Annotated in this window: 14 protein-coding genes and 2 tRNA genes; 10 read left to right on the top strand and 6 right to left on the bottom strand. The window is 40.6% G+C overall.

Annotated elements, in window-relative coordinates:
* Nucleotides 1-25 precede the first annotated feature (25 nt).
* The 4 genes from DC487_RS16830 (at nt 26) to DC487_RS16815 (ending at nt 4,225) form a co-directional block, all read left to right on the top strand.
* The gene (locus DC487_RS16830; protein WP_116777144.1) at nt 26-757 is read left to right on the top strand and encodes a DUF4290 domain-containing protein; all 732 of its coding nucleotides are present in this window, start codon (nt 26-28) and stop codon (nt 755-757) included.
* Between the two features lie 70 nt (nt 758-827).
* Complete coding sequence (gene murA, locus DC487_RS16825) at nt 828-2,153, top strand: UDP-N-acetylglucosamine 1-carboxyvinyltransferase (RefSeq protein WP_116777143.1); 1,326 nt, start codon at nt 828-830, stop codon at nt 2,151-2,153.
* An 83-nt stretch (nt 2,154-2,236) separates the two neighbouring features.
* Entirely contained in the window at nt 2,237-2,866 is a 630-nt protein-coding gene (locus tag DC487_RS16820) for a YceI family protein (RefSeq protein WP_116777142.1), read from the top strand.
* 162 nt (nt 2,867-3,028) lie between these two features.
* Nucleotides 3,029-4,225, top strand: coding sequence for a phosphoglycerate kinase (locus DC487_RS16815; RefSeq protein ID WP_116777141.1), 1,197 nt, complete (start codon nt 3,029-3,031; stop codon nt 4,223-4,225).
* Nucleotides 4,226-4,301: 76 nt separating this feature from the next.
* Here the strand turns inward: DC487_RS16815 and DC487_RS16810 are convergent, their stop codons facing one another.
* Nucleotides 4,302-7,136, bottom strand: coding sequence for a hypothetical protein (locus DC487_RS16810; protein WP_116777140.1), 2,835 nt, complete (start codon nt 7,134-7,136; stop codon nt 4,302-4,304).
* Nucleotides 7,137-7,781: 645 nt separating this feature from the next.
* On the opposite strand from DC487_RS16810, the gene mgtE reads away from it, so the two are divergent.
* From mgtE to DC487_RS16790, 4 genes are all read left to right on the top strand, one after another.
* Entirely contained in the window at nt 7,782-9,155 is a 1,374-nt protein-coding gene (mgtE, locus tag DC487_RS16805) for a magnesium transporter (RefSeq protein ID WP_116777139.1), read from the top strand.
* A gap of 106 nt (nt 9,156-9,261) precedes the next feature.
* Nucleotides 9,262-9,335 (top strand) — tRNA-Asn (locus DC487_RS16800).
* 139 nt (nt 9,336-9,474) lie between these two features.
* Nucleotides 9,475-9,548 (top strand) — tRNA-Asn (locus DC487_RS16795).
* A gap of 68 nt (nt 9,549-9,616) precedes the next feature.
* Nucleotides 9,617-10,534, top strand: coding sequence for a PfkB family carbohydrate kinase (locus DC487_RS16790; protein ID WP_116777138.1), 918 nt, complete (start codon nt 9,617-9,619; stop codon nt 10,532-10,534).
* Nucleotides 10,535-10,559: 25 nt separating this feature from the next.
* On the opposite strand, the gene DC487_RS16785 is transcribed toward DC487_RS16790, so the two are convergent.
* The 3 genes from DC487_RS16785 to murB form a co-directional block, all read right to left on the bottom strand.
* Nucleotides 10,560-10,802 (bottom strand): cytochrome b5 domain-containing protein, encoded by a 243-nt coding sequence (locus tag DC487_RS16785; RefSeq protein WP_116777137.1) that lies wholly within the window; start codon nt 10,800-10,802, stop codon nt 10,560-10,562.
* 3 nt (nt 10,803-10,805) lie between these two features.
* On the bottom strand, nt 10,806-11,309 hold the full coding sequence (locus tag DC487_RS16780; protein WP_116777136.1) for an RNA polymerase sigma factor: 504 nt from the start codon (nt 11,307-11,309) through the stop codon (nt 10,806-10,808).
* 285 nt (nt 11,310-11,594) lie between these two features.
* Nucleotides 11,595-12,611, bottom strand: a complete 1,017-nt coding sequence (gene murB / locus DC487_RS16775) for a UDP-N-acetylmuramate dehydrogenase (protein ID WP_116777135.1) — start codon at nt 12,609-12,611, stop codon at nt 11,595-11,597.
* A 101-nt stretch (nt 12,612-12,712) separates the two neighbouring features.
* Here murB and DC487_RS16770 point away from each other — a divergent pair, with 101 nt between their 5' ends.
* Nucleotides 12,713-13,330 carry a TetR/AcrR family transcriptional regulator gene (locus DC487_RS16770; protein WP_116777134.1) on the top strand — a complete coding sequence of 206 codons (618 nt, stop codon included), beginning with the start codon at nt 12,713-12,715 and terminating at the stop codon, nt 13,328-13,330.
* On the opposite strand, the gene DC487_RS16765 is transcribed toward DC487_RS16770, so the two are convergent.
* Complete coding sequence (locus tag DC487_RS16765) at nt 13,316-14,302, bottom strand: YpdA family putative bacillithiol disulfide reductase (RefSeq protein ID WP_116777133.1); 987 nt, start codon at nt 14,300-14,302, stop codon at nt 13,316-13,318. The two genes, DC487_RS16770 and DC487_RS16765, sit on opposite strands and share 15 nt — an antisense overlap.
* On the bottom strand, nt 14,295-16,475 hold the full coding sequence (locus tag DC487_RS16760; RefSeq protein WP_116777132.1) for an FUSC family protein: 2,181 nt from the start codon (nt 16,473-16,475) through the stop codon (nt 14,295-14,297). Before DC487_RS16760 ends, DC487_RS16765 begins: the two co-directional genes overlap by 8 nt.
* 302 nt (nt 16,476-16,777) lie before the next feature.
* Between DC487_RS16760 and DC487_RS16755 the strand changes: the two genes are divergently transcribed.
* Nucleotides 16,778-19,354 carry a phosphoenolpyruvate carboxylase gene (locus tag DC487_RS16755; protein ID WP_116777131.1) on the top strand — a complete coding sequence of 859 codons (2,577 nt, stop codon included), beginning with the start codon at nt 16,778-16,780 and terminating at the stop codon, nt 19,352-19,354.
* The last annotated feature ends 48 nt before the right edge of the window (nt 19,355-19,402 follow it).

Below are 19,402 nucleotides of genomic sequence, written 5' to 3'. Positions count from 1 at the left end.
AGACGTTTGTATATAAAATAACACTATGAATTTTGATTATAATAGTACTCGGTCGCACTTGATATTGGCCGAATATGGGCGTAATGTGCAAAACATGGTCGATTATATCTGCACGATTTCTGATCGTGAAGAACGTAATCGATTAGCGCAGGTCGTTATTGATATGATGGGCGTATTGAACCCCCACTTGCGTGATGTATCTGATTTCAAACACAAGCTGTGGGATCATTTGTATATCATTTCTGATTTTAAAATCGATGTGGATTCTCCATACCCGATTCCAGAAAGAGGTCAGCTTCGCCAAAAACCCGAAACATTAGCGTATCCGCAAAAACGTATTCGTTACAAACATTACGGTCGTACGGTAGAGGATATGATTAATAAGGCGATTGCGCAGCCTGAGCCTGAATACACGGAACGCATGGCATTGTCTATCGCTAACTTTATGAAGATGGCCTACCTATCCTGGAATAAAGATTCTGTGTCGGATGAGCATATCATTCAAGACTTAAAAGAACTGTCTAAAGGAGCACTCACATTGCCGAGCGATACGGTGTTGACCAAATTAGATTTCAAATCGGCGCCTCCAGGAAGCCGAACGAAAACAAGTGGTTCTAGTCAGCAAAGCAGCCATCAGAAAAATGCGGGTGGCGGCAAGAAACCGATGATGAAAAAGAAAGTCGGTGGCGGTGGCTACAGCAACAATAAGAGTAACAACAACAGCAACTACAATAACAACAGAAAGAAGTTTCAATAAGTTGTAAGAAATAGAAGAGGTAGATCACAATTTACCTCTTCTGTTTCTACAATGGAATGCTATTTTACCTATGAACGCATTTGAAATACGTGGCGGTAAGCCATTGAGTGGAGAGATCATTCCACAGGGAGCTAAAAACGAGGCATTGCAGATTATTTCTGCGGTTTTGCTATCTCCAGAAAAAATCACAATTAGCAATATTCCTGATATTAAAGATGTCAATAAGCTAATCGATCTATTGGCGGCTTTGGGAGTATCGGTCAATCGGTTGAATGAAGATACGTACGAGTTTGAAGCAAAAGATATCAATATCGATTACTTCCAATCCGAAGAGTTTAAGAAAAAGGGTGGCAGCCTACGCGGATCTATTATGATCGTAGGTCCACTATTGGCTCGTTTTGGTAAAGCAGCGATTCCAAAACCGGGAGGGGATAAGATCGGGCGTAGAAGATTAGATACGCATTTTTTGGGTTTCGAAAAGTTGGGTGCAAAGTTTAACTACGATGCCGAAAAGAACTTTTTCAACGTCGACGCAACTCAATTAAAAGGTACGTATATATTAATGGACGAAGCGTCTGTTACAGGTACGGCAAATATTGTGATGGCTGCTGTGTTAGCCAAAGGTACAACAACGATTTATAACGCAGCTTGCGAACCCTATTTGCAACAACTCTGTAAGATGTTGAACCGTATGGGAGCTAATATTTCTGGGATCGGATCTAACTTGTTAACGATTGAAGGCGTTGAGAAATTGGGCGGTACTACACATCGCATGTTGCCTGATATGATCGAGATTGGTTCATTTATCGGTCTAGCCGCGATGACAGGTTCGGAGCTCACCATCAAAGATGTTTGCTTTGCCGAATTGGGAATTATTCCTTCTATTTTTGCTCGATTAGGTATACAATTCGAACTACGTGGAGACGATATCTATATTCCTGCACAAAAGAGTTACGAGATCGATACCTTTATTGATGGATCTATCTTGACCATTTCCGATGCGCCTTGGCCTGGTTTTACGCCAGACTTATTGAGCATTGTATTAGTTACCGCTATACAAGCTAAAGGTAATGTCTTGATTCATCAAAAGATGTTTGAGAGCCGCTTATTCTTCGTTGATAAATTGATTGATATGGGTGCTCAGATTATTCTATGTGACCCGCATCGTGCCACCGTGATTGGGTTGAACAAACAAAATACCTTACGTGGTATCGAAATGACTTCACCAGATATTCGTGCTGGGGTATCACTTTTGATTGCCGCACTGTCTGCGCAGGGCACTTCTGTAATTCATAATATCGAACAGATTGAGCGTGGCTACCAGCATATTGAAAAACGTTTGAAAGCTTTAGGCGCTGATATTCGTCGTGTAGAAGCTTCACCACAAGGTCATTAGCAATTTTTTGATTTTTTTCACTTATTACAGAATACTTTTTATCTTTGTTGAAACTAGATGTTTAAACATTAAATAGATCAATCATGAATAGAATGACAGTAGTAGCAGCTGCAGCTGCGTTAATTTTGTCGGCATGTGCTGGCAATCCAGAAGGTAAAAAAGCAGAAACAGCAGATGCGGTAGAAGCAGGCGAATCTGTAGGAACAGCTTACAATGTGGATACAGCACAATCTTCTCTAATCTGGAAAGGTACTAAAGTAACAGGATTTCATGAAGGTACTGTAGATATCAAATCTGGTTCTCTATTGGTAGATAATGAAGCTATCTCTGGTGGTAACTTTGTATTGGATATGAACACAATCAGCTCTACTGACTTAGAAGGTGAGTACAAAGGTAACTTAGATGGCCACTTGAAAAATGAAGATTTCTTCAACGTAGCAGAGTTTCCTGAGGCTACTTTCCAAATTACACAAGTTACTGCAGGTTCATCTGCTAATAACGTGGTGATTGCAGGTAACTTGACGATCAAAGGTATTTCTAAAAATGTTACTTTCGACGCAAATGTAGAAGAGCTTACAGAAACTACTGTAAAAGTAAAAGCCGATTTCAACATTACACGTGCAGACTGGGGTGTTAATTACTCGGGTAAAGAGGATGACTTGATTTCAAAAGAAATCAACTTCAAAGTTAACCTTGTTGCAAACAAAGCGTAACTCATACCGTTAGCCCTACGCATGTGGGACTATATAATAAAACCTACAGAAATATTTCTGTAGGTTTTTTTGTGTTTTATTTACAACGAACATTTAAATTAACATGGCTTTAGCTTTTAAAAGACCTGCTTTTTTGTATATTTAGGCCTTAAAGTTTGAACTATGAAGACTATTGACGATTTAAATTTTTCAGGGAAAAAAGCCCTTGTTCGTGTGGATTTCAATGTGCCGTTAGACGATGATTTTAACATCACGGATGATAACCGTATACAAGGAGCTCTCCCTACGATACAAAAAATATTAAAAGATGGCGGGTCTGTTATTTTGATGTCCCACTTAGGAAGACCAAAAGAAGGACCTACAGAAAAATACTCGCTAAAGCATATCGTAAAACACCTTTCGGAAGTATTAGGTGTCGACGTGCAATTCGCTAATGATTGCATTGGTAGTGAAGTAGTTGATAAAGCTGCTGCGTTGAAATCGGGTGAGGTATTGCTGCTAGAAAACCTTCGTTTCTACAAAGAAGAAGAAAAAGGTGATCAAGAGTTTGCTAAAAAATTAGCTGCGCTGGGTGACGTTTATGTCAATGATGCATTCGGAACAGCACATCGCGCACACGCATCGACCGCTGTGATCGCAGAAAATTTTTCCAACAACAAAGTCTTTGGATACCTGATGGCCAAAGAAATTGAAAATGCTGAAAAAGTGATGAACCACCCGACAAGACCATTTACGGCAATTATGGGCGGAGCGAAGGTGTCTGACAAGTTGGAGTTGATCGAGGCATTGTTGGATAAAGTAGATAATCTAATTATAGGTGGCGGTATGGCCTACACGTTTGTGAAAGCACGTGGAGGCGAGATTGGTCAATCGTTGGTAGAATTGGATAAACTAGACTTAGCGAATGCTTTGGTGAAGAAAGCAGAAGAGAAAAACGTGAATCTAGTATTGCCTACGGATGCGCAAATTGCAGATCGTTTTGCCAACGATGCAGCCGTATACAATGGTGCAAACGATGCTATTCCTGCAGATAAGCAAGGTCTTGATATTGGTTCAGAATCTGGTGAGCACTTTGCAGAAGTGATTAGTGCCTCAAATACACTATTATGGAACGGCCCAATGGGTGTATTCGAAATGGATACATTCGCAAAAGGTACGCGTGCAGTAGCTGACGCGGTCGTAGCCGCTACGGAAAGAGGAGCATTTTCACTCATTGGCGGAGGTGATTCTGCAGCTGCCGTTTCTAAATTCGGTATGACGGAGCATGTGAGTTACGTAAGTACAGGCGGTGGTGCTTTGCTAGAATATATGGAAGGTAAAACACTTCCAGGTGTCAAAGCCATCTCTGAAAGCGAATAGTCGATCAGAAGATAAATTCATATAAAAGGCTCATCCGATTAATTTCGAATGAGCCTTTCTCGTAGCTAGTATGCCGCTAGTAGGTGTAGCTCAGGTTGAAAACAGGCACAACGCGTTGCGATGCCCGATTATCATTGATGTAAATCCCTTGTACACCAATGTTAACATCCGGCAAGACATATCGTAAGAAATTGACATCCGCAGATAGGCCCAATCCAAACGTTTTGGGAGCTAATCCAGAGTCTTGTATATTTTGATAATCTGAAAACAAGCGTGCTTGGATACGTTTTACGTAGGCCAGTGGACCTACAGTCCAATCGGGATATGCAATAGGCAATCTGTATGAAAGCAAAAGGGTGTTGTCCACTCGAGGAGATGGAAAATATCCGAAACCACTCACGACCGGAATATCGTTGTTGAAGAGGTATGTGCCTGTCTTGTGCTGAAAGCTCATACGCACTTGCAAGCCATGATTTAACATGATACCTGGGAAATAGAATCCCGTCCTCAGTGATAGAATATTTCCAGACAACGACTCATTGGCGAATGGTAGATGCCGGTAAGTCATACTGAAATTTTGTCCCCATCTCGGTTGCAAATCCATGGTACTGCGTCGCATATTGCGATTGAAATAGGCTTGGTAATTCAATGGAAATGCAATTTCATCGTTAAAGTTGTTGAGACGCATATTCACATCATAACGCTTGAGATAAGATGTGCCCAAATTGATACCATAACTATAAATAATCTGTTGACGGTAAATAGAAAAAGGAATCTGAATGTTAGCGGAATAAACATGTTCTCTCCAGTCAAACTGTGTAAAGCTACCATCATTCACACGAGCTTGACCAATTTGCCCTCTGTTCTCGTAACGCAAAGAGAATTTTGGGTAATATTTGGCATAAGTAAAGTCTGCGCTATATATGCTTTTTCGGATATCAGTATCATACTCGTACCCTAACATGATCTGTGAGGTATTTAATAAGTCATTGGCCAACCAGAATATACCCGGTCTAAAGTTGTCCAAACTCTCGAAATTATTGCTGCTGATGGATAAACTGTGAAAATTCAACAGGCTAGAAAGCGTGTTATAAGGCTTGGTAAGTGCCGTGTCTGTTGCTGTCTTTATTGTCGTAGATTGCTGAGGTTGGTGTGCGATGGTGTCCCTACGATCGTACAGCACCGGCTTAATAGAAGAGGGCGTCACTTTTTCCAGATTCGTTAGTGGCAATTGCACAATCCGATGTCCATCTGGCGTGTATTCGTTAAATATCAGGGAGTCTGCGCTTGCCAACGTAGGATTAAAAGCGCCGTATAGCGCATTCGTCAATGGATAAATAGCGTTATTCTTACGGTCCCAGCGGTACAAATTGTCTATGGCATTGTAGTGCGCTTTGTAAATAATATCGTCGCCAGCATATATCGGGCGCTCTAAAGTTTGCTGTCCCCAAGGTAAGATTTGGCTGTATAGTCCATTGGTGGTTTCAAATTCATATATGCTTGTTCCTTGATCAGATACCGCTATACAGACAATTTTTTGTCCATTACTATGGAATTGTGGTTGTTGAATATGGATACCTTCTGGAAGAAAAAAGGTGTTAGTGGTCACTTCTGTAGTCAAATCATACAGCAACAAACTGCTTCGACCTGCAGGATCAACGCGGACTACAGCGATCTTTTCATTGTTGGGAGAAAGGGCAGGAGTGTATACAAAATCAGGAAGCTTTAATGTTTTTTGACGCCCTGTTTTCCAATTCATCACATGAATCACTTGAAAAGTGTTCTTTCCATAACGCGCATTCTTCCGCACTTCGTCCCACACGATCAAGTCTTTATTAAGGTGAAAATAGGGCATCAGCTGCTGTCCTGTATAAGCAATATGCTTTGCTTTTCCTTCAGAAATACTCACGATTTGAGACACTTTTTGTGGTCCTTGGAACAGGCTAAACAGCTTCCCATTGTCGTATTGTGGAAGCAAATAGTTCTGTGGATAACGACTGGAAGGTGTGGTGATCGGGTTCATCAAAGCCTTTCCAAGCGCTTCACTTTTCCAGATATTTCCGATAGAATCGATGGCACTTCGATACAATCTTTGGCTGTTGAAAGTTTCCGTGTTTCCGCGCAAGGCTTTATAAAAGTTGAATGGTCGGAAAAGTTTTCCGTGCATTTCTTCTAGCATGTCTGTTCGAATATCATAACCAAATTGGTTCGTCAGATGGACGTTCATCAGGTAGCCCGTGAGGTAAAAAGAAGGTGTGATATGCTTAAATGAACCTAGTATATTTTTGTCAAAAGTATACGATCGACCACTCAGTTGGTTGGCTCGAAGTGGCATAAACCACGAAGGCATTCGTCCGCGGCCACCAGTAGAAAATCGTGTTTCGGTAGCCACCGCATCTCCTTCAAAATACCATGCTGGCAAGTGAATGCCGAACATGGCAAAGGCTAGTTGTTCAAAAAATGGTGCCTTCAAACGGCCTGTCAATTTGTCCATTTGAGCCACATGTCGTAGCTCGTGTTGCGCGAGATTTGGTAACCATTCTACATTGCTAGCTACACCACTAGGTAAGGGATAGAACTCCGTTTTTCGCGGCCCCATTTGTACAAAACCATTTTGAAGGATATGATTCGCATGTAGAATAACGGGTATTTTTTTGGGGTCGCTGGACAAATCAGCATTCGCAAAATAGCGCATGCTATCCAGCTGATGTGTCAGGATAGAAGCTTGTCGACGATAACTTTGCGGAAATATAACCCGATGATTTGGCAAATTGAACTGCTCCCATTTGATGCGTGGGTCCACTTGATCGTTGTCAATAATCTGGGCAAAAGTTGAATGTGAATTATATGTTGATATCAGTAATGTTAAAACACTGATGTATAGTATATTATTTTGTAAGATTTTATTCATTTATTGATTTAGCTAATTTTTTTAGTAAAAAAAAATTGTTTTATATATACCTATAGGTTATGTAATTTTTGTATATATCTGAAATGTAGTAATATATGTATTTTAAATAATTATGCTATTTAACACGTAAACTGTTGCAAAGTTGTCCAATTTGCTGATTGTATGCGCTTTTTCAATCATAAGATAAAGCTAAACTATTTTGTGATATAATCCTCATTGACAATCAATATTTGTGTCGCTATGTCTACCGGAATTGCAGTTGGCGAAATTTCTGCAGTTATGGTTGCTGTTCGAGATTGGGTTCTAAAAAACAATGAGTAGTCCAATAAAAGTTAGCTTGTCGAATTTATTTGACGACCAAAATGATCGTGTCAAAATCGGAACTTCTTTAAGCTTATTGAGCTGTGGTTTTATAAATTAAATTGTAGATCGGTTAGCTCATTTGTTTTATATTTATCACTGACATTATGTCGTGATTCTCGTGGGTTTATTGTTGTCCATCACCGTGTTTTTGTGAGCACAAGGGAATCCAAATGAGCTTAGCGTGCAGTAAAATTTAATTAGCGATTCCGGTCAAAATACCCGACTTTTGCAAGCAAATTATCAGATCAACACCAATGTAGGGTTTAATAAAAGGAGGGCAATATGGAAGAACTAGACATGCAGGTAGAGCGCATCGAGCTGCTCATCGAACAAGGCGATATGCTCTCATTGGAGGATTATTTAAATGACTTAAATATATCCGATGTCGAGGAGCTCATTGACGAACTTCCAGAACATGGTCCTTTGTTTTTAGAAACCTTAAGTATCAAAAGGGCGATCAATGTTTTTCGAATTCTCGACTTTCCAACGCAAGAGCGAATCATAAAAAAACTCTCTGCTCCCAAAGTTCGCGAGTTGATAAATGAGATGCCTCCTGATGACCGGACATCTTTTTTAAGTGAATTAAAAGGTGATGCCGTAAAACGTATCATCATCCTGCTCTCACCCGAAGAGCGCAAAGAAGCTTTATCGTTACTCGGTTATCCCGAAGATAGTGTCGGTCGTTTGATGACGCCGGATTATATCACGGTCAAATCTCATTGGTCCATCCCACGTGTACTAGATCACATTCGCCGGTATGGTAAAGCTTCTGAAACGATTGATGTACTCTACGTCATCGATTCGGACGGCAAGCTGATTGATGATATTCGAATCAAAGATGTCTTGCTTGCTGATCCAGAAAACAGCGTTGAAGATCTCATCGATAATCGACTGATTAAATTGTACGCAGACGATCCGCAAGAAGAAGCCGTAACCATATTTCGTATGAACAATCGTGTGGCGCTTCCAGTTGTCGATGATCAGGATATCATGTTGGGGATTGTGACGATTGATGATATCCTTTGGGTGGCAAACGAGGAGTATACAGAAGATATGCAACGCTTTGGTGGTACCGAAGCGTTAGATGAGCCTTATATGGATGTTTCGATATTTCAGCTCGTCTCCAAGCGTGCAGGTTGGTTAGTTGTCCTATTTGTTGGGCAATTGTTCACTGCTTCGGTTATCGAGCACTACGAAGCACGATTAACGGTGGCACTGTTGGCTTTAGTTCCGCTGATTATGTCTAGTGGTGGTAACAGTGGCTCTCAAGCATCTACATTAATAATTCAAGCCATGGCGTTAGGAGAGGTCACTATCGGTGATTGGTGGCGCGTAATGAAGCGAGAAATTTTATCGGGATTGGCGTTGGGGGTTATTCTAGGCGTTTTGGGATTTGTGCGAATAGGAGCATGGCAAGCTTTCACAGCTTCTTATGGCGATCATTGGCAATTATTGGCTGGTGCTGTTTCTCTTTCTTTGGTCTGCATTGTCTTGTGGGGTTCGTTGATCGGATCCATGCTACCGTTCATTTTACGACGCTTAGGGGCAGATCCTGCGAGTTCATCAGCGCCATTCGTATCTACCTTGGTAGACGTTTCTGGCTTATTTATCTACTTTACTTTCATTTCGCTCATCTTGAAAGATGTGGTTGGTTAATTATTCTGGTTGGTACTGAATAACTTGTGATTTTTTGAGTAGTAATATTTTGATAATTCCTCAAATCTTCCGAATATTGTGTCACCGAAAGCAAACGGGGCAATATTCCTGAATAGCTCAGTTGGTTAGAGCATCTGACTGTTAATCAGAGGGTCGCTGGTTCGAGCCCAGCTTCAGGAGCACAAAAAAAGAAGGCTGTTTTTACGAAAACAGCCTTCTTTCGTTTCAACGGATTTTTTTTAAAATAGCATTTGGAAGTATAATTCTCAATGACTACTTTTGTACCGCTTTAGAGGGGTAACGCTCTTAAGAAGGATATTCCTGAATAGCTCAGTTGGTTAGAGCATCTGACTGTTAATCAGAGGGTCGCTGGTTCGAGCCCAGCTTCAGGAGCACTCGTTAAATGCCGGCAAATAATTGTCGGCATTTTTTTTTGAACTTATTTTTAAAACGGGATAGACATGAGTTTAATGATCGTTGGTTCGGTAGCATTTGATGCGATTGAGACACCTTTTGGTAAGACGGATAAGGTTGTGGGTGGAGCGGCTACATTTGCGGGCTTAGCGGCCTCTTATTTGTACGATGAGGTGAAATTAATAGGCACAGTTGGAGGTGATTTTGGGAAGGATAATCTCAATATCCTTACTGCGAAAGGAATTGATATTGATGGAATAGAAATCGTCGACGATCAAAAAACTTTCTTCTGGTCTGGGAAGTATCATGTGGATATGAATAGCCGGGATACGTTGACGACTGAACTCAATGTGTTGGCCGACTTTGATCCGAAGATTCCATCCTCGTACCAAGATTGCGAATATCTTTTGCTGGGCAACTTAATGCCTCAAGTACAAATGGCTGTCTTAGATCGCCTCGAAACTGTTCCAAAACTAGTCGTGATGGATACGATGAACTATTGGATGGACGTTGCTCTAGAAGATTTAAAAACGGTTCTCAAGCGTGTTGATGTTTTGGCTATTAACGATGGAGAAGCGCGGCAATTGTCTGGCGAGTACTCTATGGTCAAAGCAGCGGAAAAAATTCTGCAAATGGGCCCATCTTATTTGATTATCAAAAAAGGGGAACACGGAGCATTGTTGTTTGGTGAAGGACAGATCTTTTCTGCGCCAGCATTGCCTTTGGCAGATGTTTTTGATCCGACAGGAGCAGGTGATTCTTTTGCGGGTGGTTTTATCGGTTATTTAGCCCATGTGCAATCGGTAAATTTCCATAATATGAAGAATGCCATCATCTATGGATCGGCGTTAGCTTCATTCTGTGTCGAGAAATTTGGTACGGAAAAATTGCAGCAGTTAAATAAAGAAGAAATTGCGCATAGAATTGAGCAATTTGTGGCGTTAGCCAAATTTGAAATAAAATAGGGAGTAGATAATCTACTCCCTATTTCTATATGGTTAGAGTTCCAACAATGGGAAATCTTTCAAATACTTTGCTGGAATGCGGCGCATCTTTGAGTTCATCGGTTAGGTCTTGCCCAGCCCAATGTTCGTAATGTTTGCCGTTTTTCCAAAGCCTACTTGTACTGACATCATAAATAACTCCTTGAAAGGCTACCCATATCTCTGGTCTGTCTTGGCCATTGCGACGAGCCAGCATGCTTTTACTGAATGAGGGTAGGCTGTCTGTCATTTGTTAGCTGTAGGCATTTAAGCTTTTCTTCATGGTTTTGCGTGCTACGTGTATACGAGTTTTCACAGTACCAATCGGAATAGCCAAATGTACGGCAATTTCATGATATTTATAGCCTTCGTAGTACATGGTAAACGGGATATAGTACTCTTCGCTTAGCTTTCCTAAAGCACTATTGATGTCTTCCATCATAAACTTATTTTCGCCTTTATTGTGTGTGGCCGATACCACTAGATTGGCATTGCTGATTTCTTCCTCTTTGGTGATGAAAGAATTTGTTTTAACAACTCGTCTATAATTATTAATAAACGTGTTTTTCATGATGGTATATAGCCAGCCTTTTAGGTTGGTTCCTTCACGGAAGTTTTTGAAATAAGTAACGGCTTTCAATAACGTATCCTGAACTAAATCGTTAGCATCGTCACCGTCTTTCGTAAAGTTTCTTGCGTAAGATTTTAGCGAATCAGAATGTTGTATTACGAGTGTATTAAATTCTAACTTGTTCATACTACTGGTTATTTATTTGTTTATTAATGTGTGTCTTTAAACGATTAACCTCATCGATGTAATACTGGCTAAGCATGATAGACATATCGCTAGCGCAATGAAGCATACGGTTGCTAGGATAAAAACAAATACCGTGCAAAAATGAATTTTAGTAGGTTTTATGCGTAGAAATTGGGGGTGATCAGGTGTTAATATCCGGTCACAAAGTATTTATTTTCGGGCTTGGGGGATGATTTAAGAGCAATTAAGCCTTATAACATTATTTTATCAAAAAAAAATAATTAATTATAGAATATTGACTTCGCGTTCGAGAGAAATATCAAATTTAGAGGCAACATCTTGTATAATATCTTCGGAAACAGCATAAATTTCAGATCCGGTGGCGTCACCAGCATTTGTAATTACAAGCGCCTGCTTTGGCCATATCAGCACTTGACCGATTTGTCTGCCTTTCCATCCACATTGTTCGATAAGCCAGCCAGCTGCAATCTTGTATTCCTGATTTGGCAAGTTGTAATAAACAGCATTAGGAAATTTTTGCATCAGCATATCAAAAGCAGATGCTGAAATAATAGGGTTTTTGAAGAAACTGCCAGCATTACCAATCATACTTGGATCTGGAAGTTTTTCTACACGAATATGTGATACCACCTCCGCAATATCACGGATCGTCGGGTTGCTAATAGCGCGTAGTTCTAATTCGCTTTTTATCGCGCCGTAAGATGTGTTTTTGGCAGCATTGAGGTGTAATTTGTAAGTGACTGAGGTGATGATATACCTTCCTTTATATTCTGTTTTGAAAATGCTGTCACGATAAGAGAAGCCACAAGCTTCTTTATTAAAGGTGACATATTCGCCAGTCACGGTATCAAATGCTCTGCAAGAATAGAATACATCCATTAACTCCACACCATAGGCACCAATATTCTGAACTGGCGAAGCGCCAACGGATCCGGGGATCAATGCCATATTTTCTAAACCTGGAAATTGATGTGCTATACAGTACCAAACCAAATCGTTCCAAACTTCGCCACCAGCGGCAGTGACGTACACATAATTGCCCTCGATGAAATGCTGTTTGCCTATAATAGCCATGTGCACAATCAGTCCGTTATAATTTTTGGTGAATAAGACATTACTGCCGCCGCCCAACACAAAAAAAGATTCTGCAAATAAACCTTGATTATGTAGTTTCACAAGCTCTGACTCGTCGGTAATCTTCATGTAACGATCGGCAGACGCCGAAATTCGAAAGGTGTTGATATGATCTAGTGCTGCGTTTTCCAAAATCTGTATGCCCATATTTGACTAATTGTACGGAAAAATCAAAGAAAAAATTTACCTTTAATAATCCAAAGGTAAAGATACCCATTGCGATAGTTATAAGCTAAAAAAAAATACGAATGACTATGAAGAGCGCTGATGCCAAACGCGTTAAAATTATTGAATCCGCTTTGCGCAGATTTTCACATTTTGGAATGGCAAAAACTACAATGGCAGAGATTGCGAAAGATTTGGCATTCTCAAAAGCATTACTTTATTACTATTTCCCAGATAAGAATAATCTTTATGCGGCCGTCTGGAATCACTTACTCGACGAACTGTTGGATAGAGGAGATGTTATTATTGCACGTGGTGGAAAGGTTGCTGAAGTGACAAATTTGTTGTTGGAAGAACGTATGCATTTTTTAAATGATTATTATAATGTATTTGCTGATGCGTACTCTTTTCGATTTGATATTCCTTCCGATCTGCAAGATCTCATTCCAAAAATCTTTGAGAAAGAACTGCAACAATTTGTACGCTTGCTACAGATTGGTGTAGCCAATGGCGAAATCGAAATGGACGATGTGGAAGATACAGCTCGTATATTCTTAGTGTCTATTTTAGGAATGCGCTTGGGCTTGTTGAAGGATTTCAACGCGATTTTTACACCGCCCACCAAGGAGGAGGTGCTACAAATGTTGAACATGCAGAAGAGATTAGCCGCTATCTTTCTTAACGGACTAAAGAAGTGTTAATTTATTAGCAATATCTTTTATAATTAGGTCAGCATGCACGCGCGAGTTTTCAATAAACCACAGATGTGTATTAAGTCCACCGCAAACCACACCTGCTAAATACAATCCGGCAACATTCGTTTCCATGGTCGCGTCATTATGCTGCGGGATGCGCGCACCATCTTCGGGAACTTCGATGCCGATATGTTCTAAAAATGCAAAATTTGGCCGATAGCCTGTAAGCGCCAATACAAAGTCATTCTCTATTTCAATTTCCTCTTGCGGTGTTCTGATTTTTACGGCTTGCTCCGAAATCTCTGACAAACAGCTTTCGAAATAAACTTGAATTTCCCCGGCTGCTAATCGATTGTCGATATCTGGGCGCACCCAATATTTTACCCGCGGACTAATCTCGCTACGCCGAATCACCAACGTAACATTTGCGCCTTTGCGATAGGTTTCTAAAGCAGCATCGATAGAGGAATTGCTAGCGCCAATGACCACCACATTCTGTTTGGCATAATAATGTGGATCATCATAATAGTGCCTAACCTTCGGCAAATCCTCTCCTGGTATGTTCATCTGCATCGGGATATCATAGAATCCAGTTGCTACGATGACATGTTTAGCTAGATAGACAGATCGAGAACTGCTTATGGTAAACAGGCCTGTATTTTGATCTTTGGTCACATCGCGCACTTCTTCGAACAAACGCGTATTCAAATTGAAATTGCTGTCGATACGACGGTAATATTCTAATGCTTCTGCCCTTTTGGGTTTTGGATTAGTAGTTACAAATGGTATCCCGCCAACTTCTAACTTCTCCGCAGAGGAGAAGAAAGTCATATTCACTGGATAATTATAAAGCGAATTGGTGAGGCAACCTTTTTCCAAGATAAGGTGCGAAAGATTATTTGCTTTCGCTGCGATGCCGCAAGCCAGTCCAATCGGACCCCCGCCGATAATCAGTACGTCGTATACCTCATTATGCATGTGTTACCTCCATTTCTTTTTCGTATTTTATCGCATCTCTCTTAATCGCGTCGTCTGTTGCTGCAGGTAAATCGTTCGATATTTTCAATAAGAACTGCAATTGCTCTGTAATGAGCTTGGAATCTTCATGATTTTCATCCTCATCCAATGATCCTTGGAAATTAGTCGTCCAATCTACAGGTGCCTCGTATTCCTCAAATCGCTGAATAAGACGATACAAATTAAAAGCTGTCCGTTTCAATAAATCATATTGATTGTTAGAGATATGCAAATTACTCGATTTATCAATTTCTGTAAATAGCGAAGCGGAATACGAGAAAAAGATATGATTCAGAATCACAAACCGGTTGACATCTTTCGTGTTTTTTTGTCGCCATTTGGGTTCGGTAAGCATACGCTGAAAGGTAGATCCCATATTTGCTGACGCAATGTACAGTTCCTTGCGTGCCAATTTGTATTCTGTAATATTGATCGGCTCATCGGTAAACATCTTTGCTACCTGCTCTAGGTAAACAAAATTGGCTACGAGTAATTTGTAAATCGTTTCTTTGATCTTCGTGCTTTCCCAATTGGGGAATATAATATAGCTTGATAAGAAAGCCACCATTCCGCCAATAAACGTGTCGAATATGCGCTCTTTGGCCATCTCAAAGGTATTTACACCAGTAAAGCTGATCATAATAAGTACATATGGTGTCAGGAAGACCACAAATAAAATATAGTTAATCCTAAAGATGCTGTACGCAATAAGAAAGAATAGAACTAATAATATAAAAAGTACAGCTTGATTGTGAATGGTGATCAAAATGAGCGCGCCGACGATTCCACCGATTACGGTGCCCATCAATCGTTGCACATTGCGCTCTTTGGTAAGGCCAAATCCCGGTTTTAGGATCACCAAAATTGTCAATAACACCCAAAAACTGCCTTTATCGCTGAAATTCAGGAAATGCATGCCAAAATAACTTACCGTCATCACGATCGCCATGCGCACCGCATGTCTAAAAATCGAGGAATCCTTCGATAAATTGCTTTTAAAGCTTTTCCAGTCAATGTGCGAAGTTTGGATAAACTTGCTCGCATCATCTATTTCCTCCTTTATAATAGATGAGGCATTCACTTGACTGTAATTATACATATTGTCGATCAGTGCAACCATTTTTCGGATGTTCACGATTACCTTTTTTAGCGGTATCGTATTCCGATCATAGTTCTTGTCAATCTGCTCTACTTTAAAGCGTAAATGCTCGACATCTTTTGTGAAATCGTGCATCGGGCGCGGCATCTGATTGGCATTGATCTGATAAGCAAAATGATCTAGCTCATGCGTGAGTTTGACGACGACATAACGGAAATGATGCAGCACTCCAGTATCATTAAACATCTTGCGGATAGCATCGTAATCATAATAAGTCGTCATGCTCTGCTCATACAGATCAACGATATCATTAAAGACCAAGATCAGCAAGCGGCCTAATTTTGTGGTATCCTTCACCGATCGTTTGCTCCGAAAAAGCAGTTCACGCACATTCTCCTGGTGCTGATGCACCTCGATCTGTTTCTCGATTATTTTTAGGTAATTCTGATTATGATCGGTTTTTACGTTATAAAAATTAGCGCGTAGACGTAAAAATTCGGCAACATGACGGATAGATTCTGCCAATTCTTGTTGTGCCAAACGATAGGGTTGGATCTTGTTGAAAGAAAAGCTCACAATCATGTACCATACAGCTCCGATGATAAAAAAGAGGATAAATTGCAATTCTTCTTTCAGCGTATATTCACCTTCGATATGGATGAGCATCATCAAAATACCCATCGCACCTACCGTCGCAGCCCGAGCATTGAATACGCCAAACATCGAATACGAAAAGGAAATAATGGCGAGCACGCCACCCATCAAAACAAAAGAATTATTGACCGAGATGGTTACCAAAAATGTAAACAAGCACACCCCAAGACAGGCCAACATACCTGTGCGACGATGATGTGGCGGTCCAGGTGTGTCGGACAGACCAACTAGTAGAGCGCCCAAAGAAATTAGCGTACCAACAAAAAGCTGATCCAGCAGCGCGCACACCACTACAGGAATAATGCTTCCTATGGTGATTCGCAGCCCTTCAGCGAAATATTGTCCGTAAAAAAAACTTTTTATTTCTTTGGATTGTTTCATTTCTGTATTCGGTTACAAAGATAACCATAATGAGTTGTACAAAACATCTTTATGAGCAATAAAATGCTAGTCGTCGGCAGACGATTAAGCAAGGGGAGATGCCCCTTTTTTCTATTGATTTTTATTTATCGACCTACTGGCATCTTGTAGAAAACTGATAAGATTAAGCATTGTTTTTTGTTTTAATCGTAAAAAAAATATTTATAAAATATGTTATTAGCAATTAAACTTGGTTGATGGTAACAAAATGTTATATTTGAAGATAGTGTAAATAGGACAATTAGTAATAACAGTATACATACATGAAATCATTACAGAAACAAGCTATATTCGAAAATGAAGTGCTTGTACGCTTCGATTTGTTCAAAAGTCTCTTTTTGACGTTGCCATTTCAGCGTGTGAAGCATACCGGTACGATTCTGCCGTTCTTTGCGACCCATTGTCAAAAAGGGGTTGCAGACAAATTGCCGCCAGAAGAAATTATTGATAGCTTTTTTGGACAGTATGAACAATATGTGCAGGAAGATGATCGCATTGATTTTCTATTCCGAATCGTACAGTATATCGAGCGTCAAGTCGTGCTTTTTGATGCGGTAGAAGATTCTTCTTTTAAAGCCCTTGGCAAGACCGATGATACGGAAGGCTTGGACGCGCTATTCAAATCTGTGCAGAATAACCCTGAACTGAAAAAGCAAATCGCTAAAAAATTGAAAGATTTTTCTGTTCGTTTAGTTTTGACAGCACATCCAACCCAGTTCTATCCAGGGCCAGTGTTAGGTATTATTAATGACCTGATCGAATCCTTGAAAGCAGATGATATTCAAAATATACATTTGCTCTTGCAGCAATTGGGTAAGACGCCTTTCTTAAATAAAGAAAAACCGACTCCAGTAGACGAGGCTGCTAGTTTAGCGTGGTATTTAGAAAACGTATTTTATAAAGTCGCTTCAGAGATTCATTTACGCGTAGATGCTGAATTAGAAGATACTGATAAGAGCGGTAAGCAATTAGTAGAACTGGGCTTCTGGCCTGGTGGTGACCGTGACGGTAATCCTAATGTAACTTGGGAAAGCACACGCAAAGTAGCTTCCCTTTTACGTACGATCTTGTTCCGTTGTTATTATCGCGATTTTCGTGTGGTGAGACGCCGGATTACCTTCCAAGGAGTGCAAGAACCATTGCAAAAACTACAAGACATCTTCTATGAGAATAGTTTCAATCCTAGTGAGGATGCGGTAGATCTTACGGATGAAATCTTGACAAATCTTCATGCGGCGCGCAAGGTGATCGTAGAACAGCATGGTAGCTTATTCGTGGAGCTAGTCGATGATTTAATTCATAAAGTCAATACGTTTGGTTGTTACTTCACGACTTTAGATATGCGTCAGGACAGCTCCATTTTGCGGGAGACCTTTAATCACTTGAGCGCCAAATATCCGGAAGAAACGGGTATTTCTGGAACTGAATACCAAGAATCGGCAGAAGCGAAACAAGCAGCCATCAAGTTCACCGAAGCCAAATTGGATCTGGAAGAATCTCCCGATTCTTTAATTGAGGATACCGTCAATGTGATCCGTTTGGTGAAAGATATTCAACGTTCGGGTAGCGAGCGCGCGGCACAGCGATTTATCATCAGTAACTGCCAAAAAGCTGCTGATATATTAGGCTTAGTACAGCTGTTCTTATGGCAAGGCTGGACTAAAGAAGAGTTGCACATGGATTTCGTGCCACTTTTTGAAACGGTCGATGATCTAAAGCATGCCGCTGAAGTAATGCAAACCTTGTATACGCATCCTTGGTATGCCGAACATTTGCGCTCGCGCGGAAACAAACAAACCATTATGTTGGGATTCTCCGACAGTACCAAAGATGGTGGATATTTGATGGCTAACTGGTCGATTTACAAAGCGAAAATCGAATTGACAGCCATGGCCAGAGAGCATGAGGTGGACTTAGTATTCTTTGATGGTCGCGGTGGGCCGCCAGCACGTGGTGGTGGTAAAACACAGCGATTCTACGCGAGTATGGGCCGTGAGATTGAGAACAAGCACATTCAGCTAACGATTCAAGGGCAAACAATCAGTAGTCAATACGGCTCACTAGATACCGCACGTTATAATATCGAACAATTGATGCATGCCGGAATTATTTCTGAGTTGAAACAACGGGAAGGCGATACCCTGACTGATCAGCAAAAACGCGTTATCGATCAGTTAGCGCACGAGAGTCATCAAAAGTTCCTGAATCTCCGCCACGATCCTTTGTTCCTGAAATATTTGGAAGTACTTAGTCCGCTAAAGATGTTGTCTTCGATCAATATCAGTAGTCGTCCTGTGAAACGTAACTCTGATCGCGAACTACGTTTGGAAGATTTGCGTGCGATTAGTTTTGTGACTTCTTGGAGTCAGTTAAAACAAAATATTCCAGGCTTCTATGGTGTGGGTACGGCTTTGAAATGGGCGGAGGATAATAATCTCTGGTCTGTCGTTCAAAACCTGTATGCTACTTCAGGCATGTTCAGTACGATTATCGACAACTGTATGATGTCTATGACAAAATCCAATTTCGATATCACTTCGTACGTACAGGACGATAAGACTTTCGGCGAGTTCTGGAAAGGTTTGTACGAAGAATATTGTCGGACGAAGGAGTATGTGTTGAAGTTGACGGGCGCTAAGCATCTGATGGAAAACTATCCGGTAGAGCGTTTGTCTATTTTGGAACGGGAGAAAATCATTTTACCATTGCTAACGATTCAGCATTATGCTATCCGTGTGCTCAATGAAGGGAATATCAGCGAAGAAAAGAAAGCTGTCTACGAAAAATTGATTGCACGAACGGTGTATGGTGTGGTAAATGCAGGACGAAATTTAGCTTAGAACGAATTTCAATTACTCGCTTTGTGAAGTAATAAGGGATATTTTATT

Origin of the sequence: Sphingobacterium corticibacter, assembly GCF_003076635.1 — a bacterium.
GTDB classification, from domain to species: domain Bacteria; phylum Bacteroidota; class Bacteroidia; order Sphingobacteriales; family Sphingobacteriaceae; genus Sphingobacterium; species Sphingobacterium corticibacter.
This window is presented reverse-complemented; position numbering and strand designations above follow the sequence as displayed.

What these genes read in the sequence shown, in the direction of transcription:
- DC487_RS16830 (WP_116777144.1), top strand. Translation starts at nt 26, where the DNA reads ATGAATTTTGATTATAATAGTACTCGGTCGCACTTGATATTGGCCGAA.
- murA (WP_116777143.1), top strand. Translation starts at nt 828, where the DNA reads ATGAACGCATTTGAAATACGTGGCGGTAAGCCATTGAGTGGAGAGATC.
- DC487_RS16820 (WP_116777142.1), top strand. Translation starts at nt 2,237, where the DNA reads ATGAATAGAATGACAGTAGTAGCAGCTGCAGCTGCGTTAATTTTGTCG.
- DC487_RS16815 (WP_116777141.1), top strand. Translation starts at nt 3,029, where the DNA reads ATGAAGACTATTGACGATTTAAATTTTTCAGGGAAAAAAGCCCTTGTT.
- DC487_RS16810 (WP_116777140.1), bottom strand. Translation starts at nt 7,136, where the DNA reads ATGAATAAAATCTTACAAAATAATATACTATACATCAGTGTTTTAACA.
- mgtE (WP_116777139.1), top strand. Translation starts at nt 7,782, where the DNA reads ATGGAAGAACTAGACATGCAGGTAGAGCGCATCGAGCTGCTCATCGAA.
- DC487_RS16790 (WP_116777138.1), top strand. Translation starts at nt 9,617, where the DNA reads ATGAGTTTAATGATCGTTGGTTCGGTAGCATTTGATGCGATTGAGACA.
- DC487_RS16785 (WP_116777137.1), bottom strand. Translation starts at nt 10,802, where the DNA reads ATGACAGACAGCCTACCCTCATTCAGTAAAAGCATGCTGGCTCGTCGC.
- DC487_RS16780 (WP_116777136.1), bottom strand. Translation starts at nt 11,309, where the DNA reads ATGAACAAGTTAGAATTTAATACACTCGTAATACAACATTCTGATTCG.
- murB (WP_116777135.1), bottom strand. Translation starts at nt 12,611, where the DNA reads ATGGGCATACAGATTTTGGAAAACGCAGCACTAGATCATATCAACACC.
- DC487_RS16770 (WP_116777134.1), top strand. Translation starts at nt 12,713, where the DNA reads ATGACTATGAAGAGCGCTGATGCCAAACGCGTTAAAATTATTGAATCC.
- DC487_RS16765 (WP_116777133.1), bottom strand. Translation starts at nt 14,302, where the DNA reads ATGCATAATGAGGTATACGACGTACTGATTATCGGCGGGGGTCCGATT.
- DC487_RS16760 (WP_116777132.1), bottom strand. Translation starts at nt 16,475, where the DNA reads ATGAAACAATCCAAAGAAATAAAAAGTTTTTTTTACGGACAATATTTC.
- DC487_RS16755 (WP_116777131.1), top strand. Translation starts at nt 16,778, where the DNA reads ATGAAATCATTACAGAAACAAGCTATATTCGAAAATGAAGTGCTTGTA.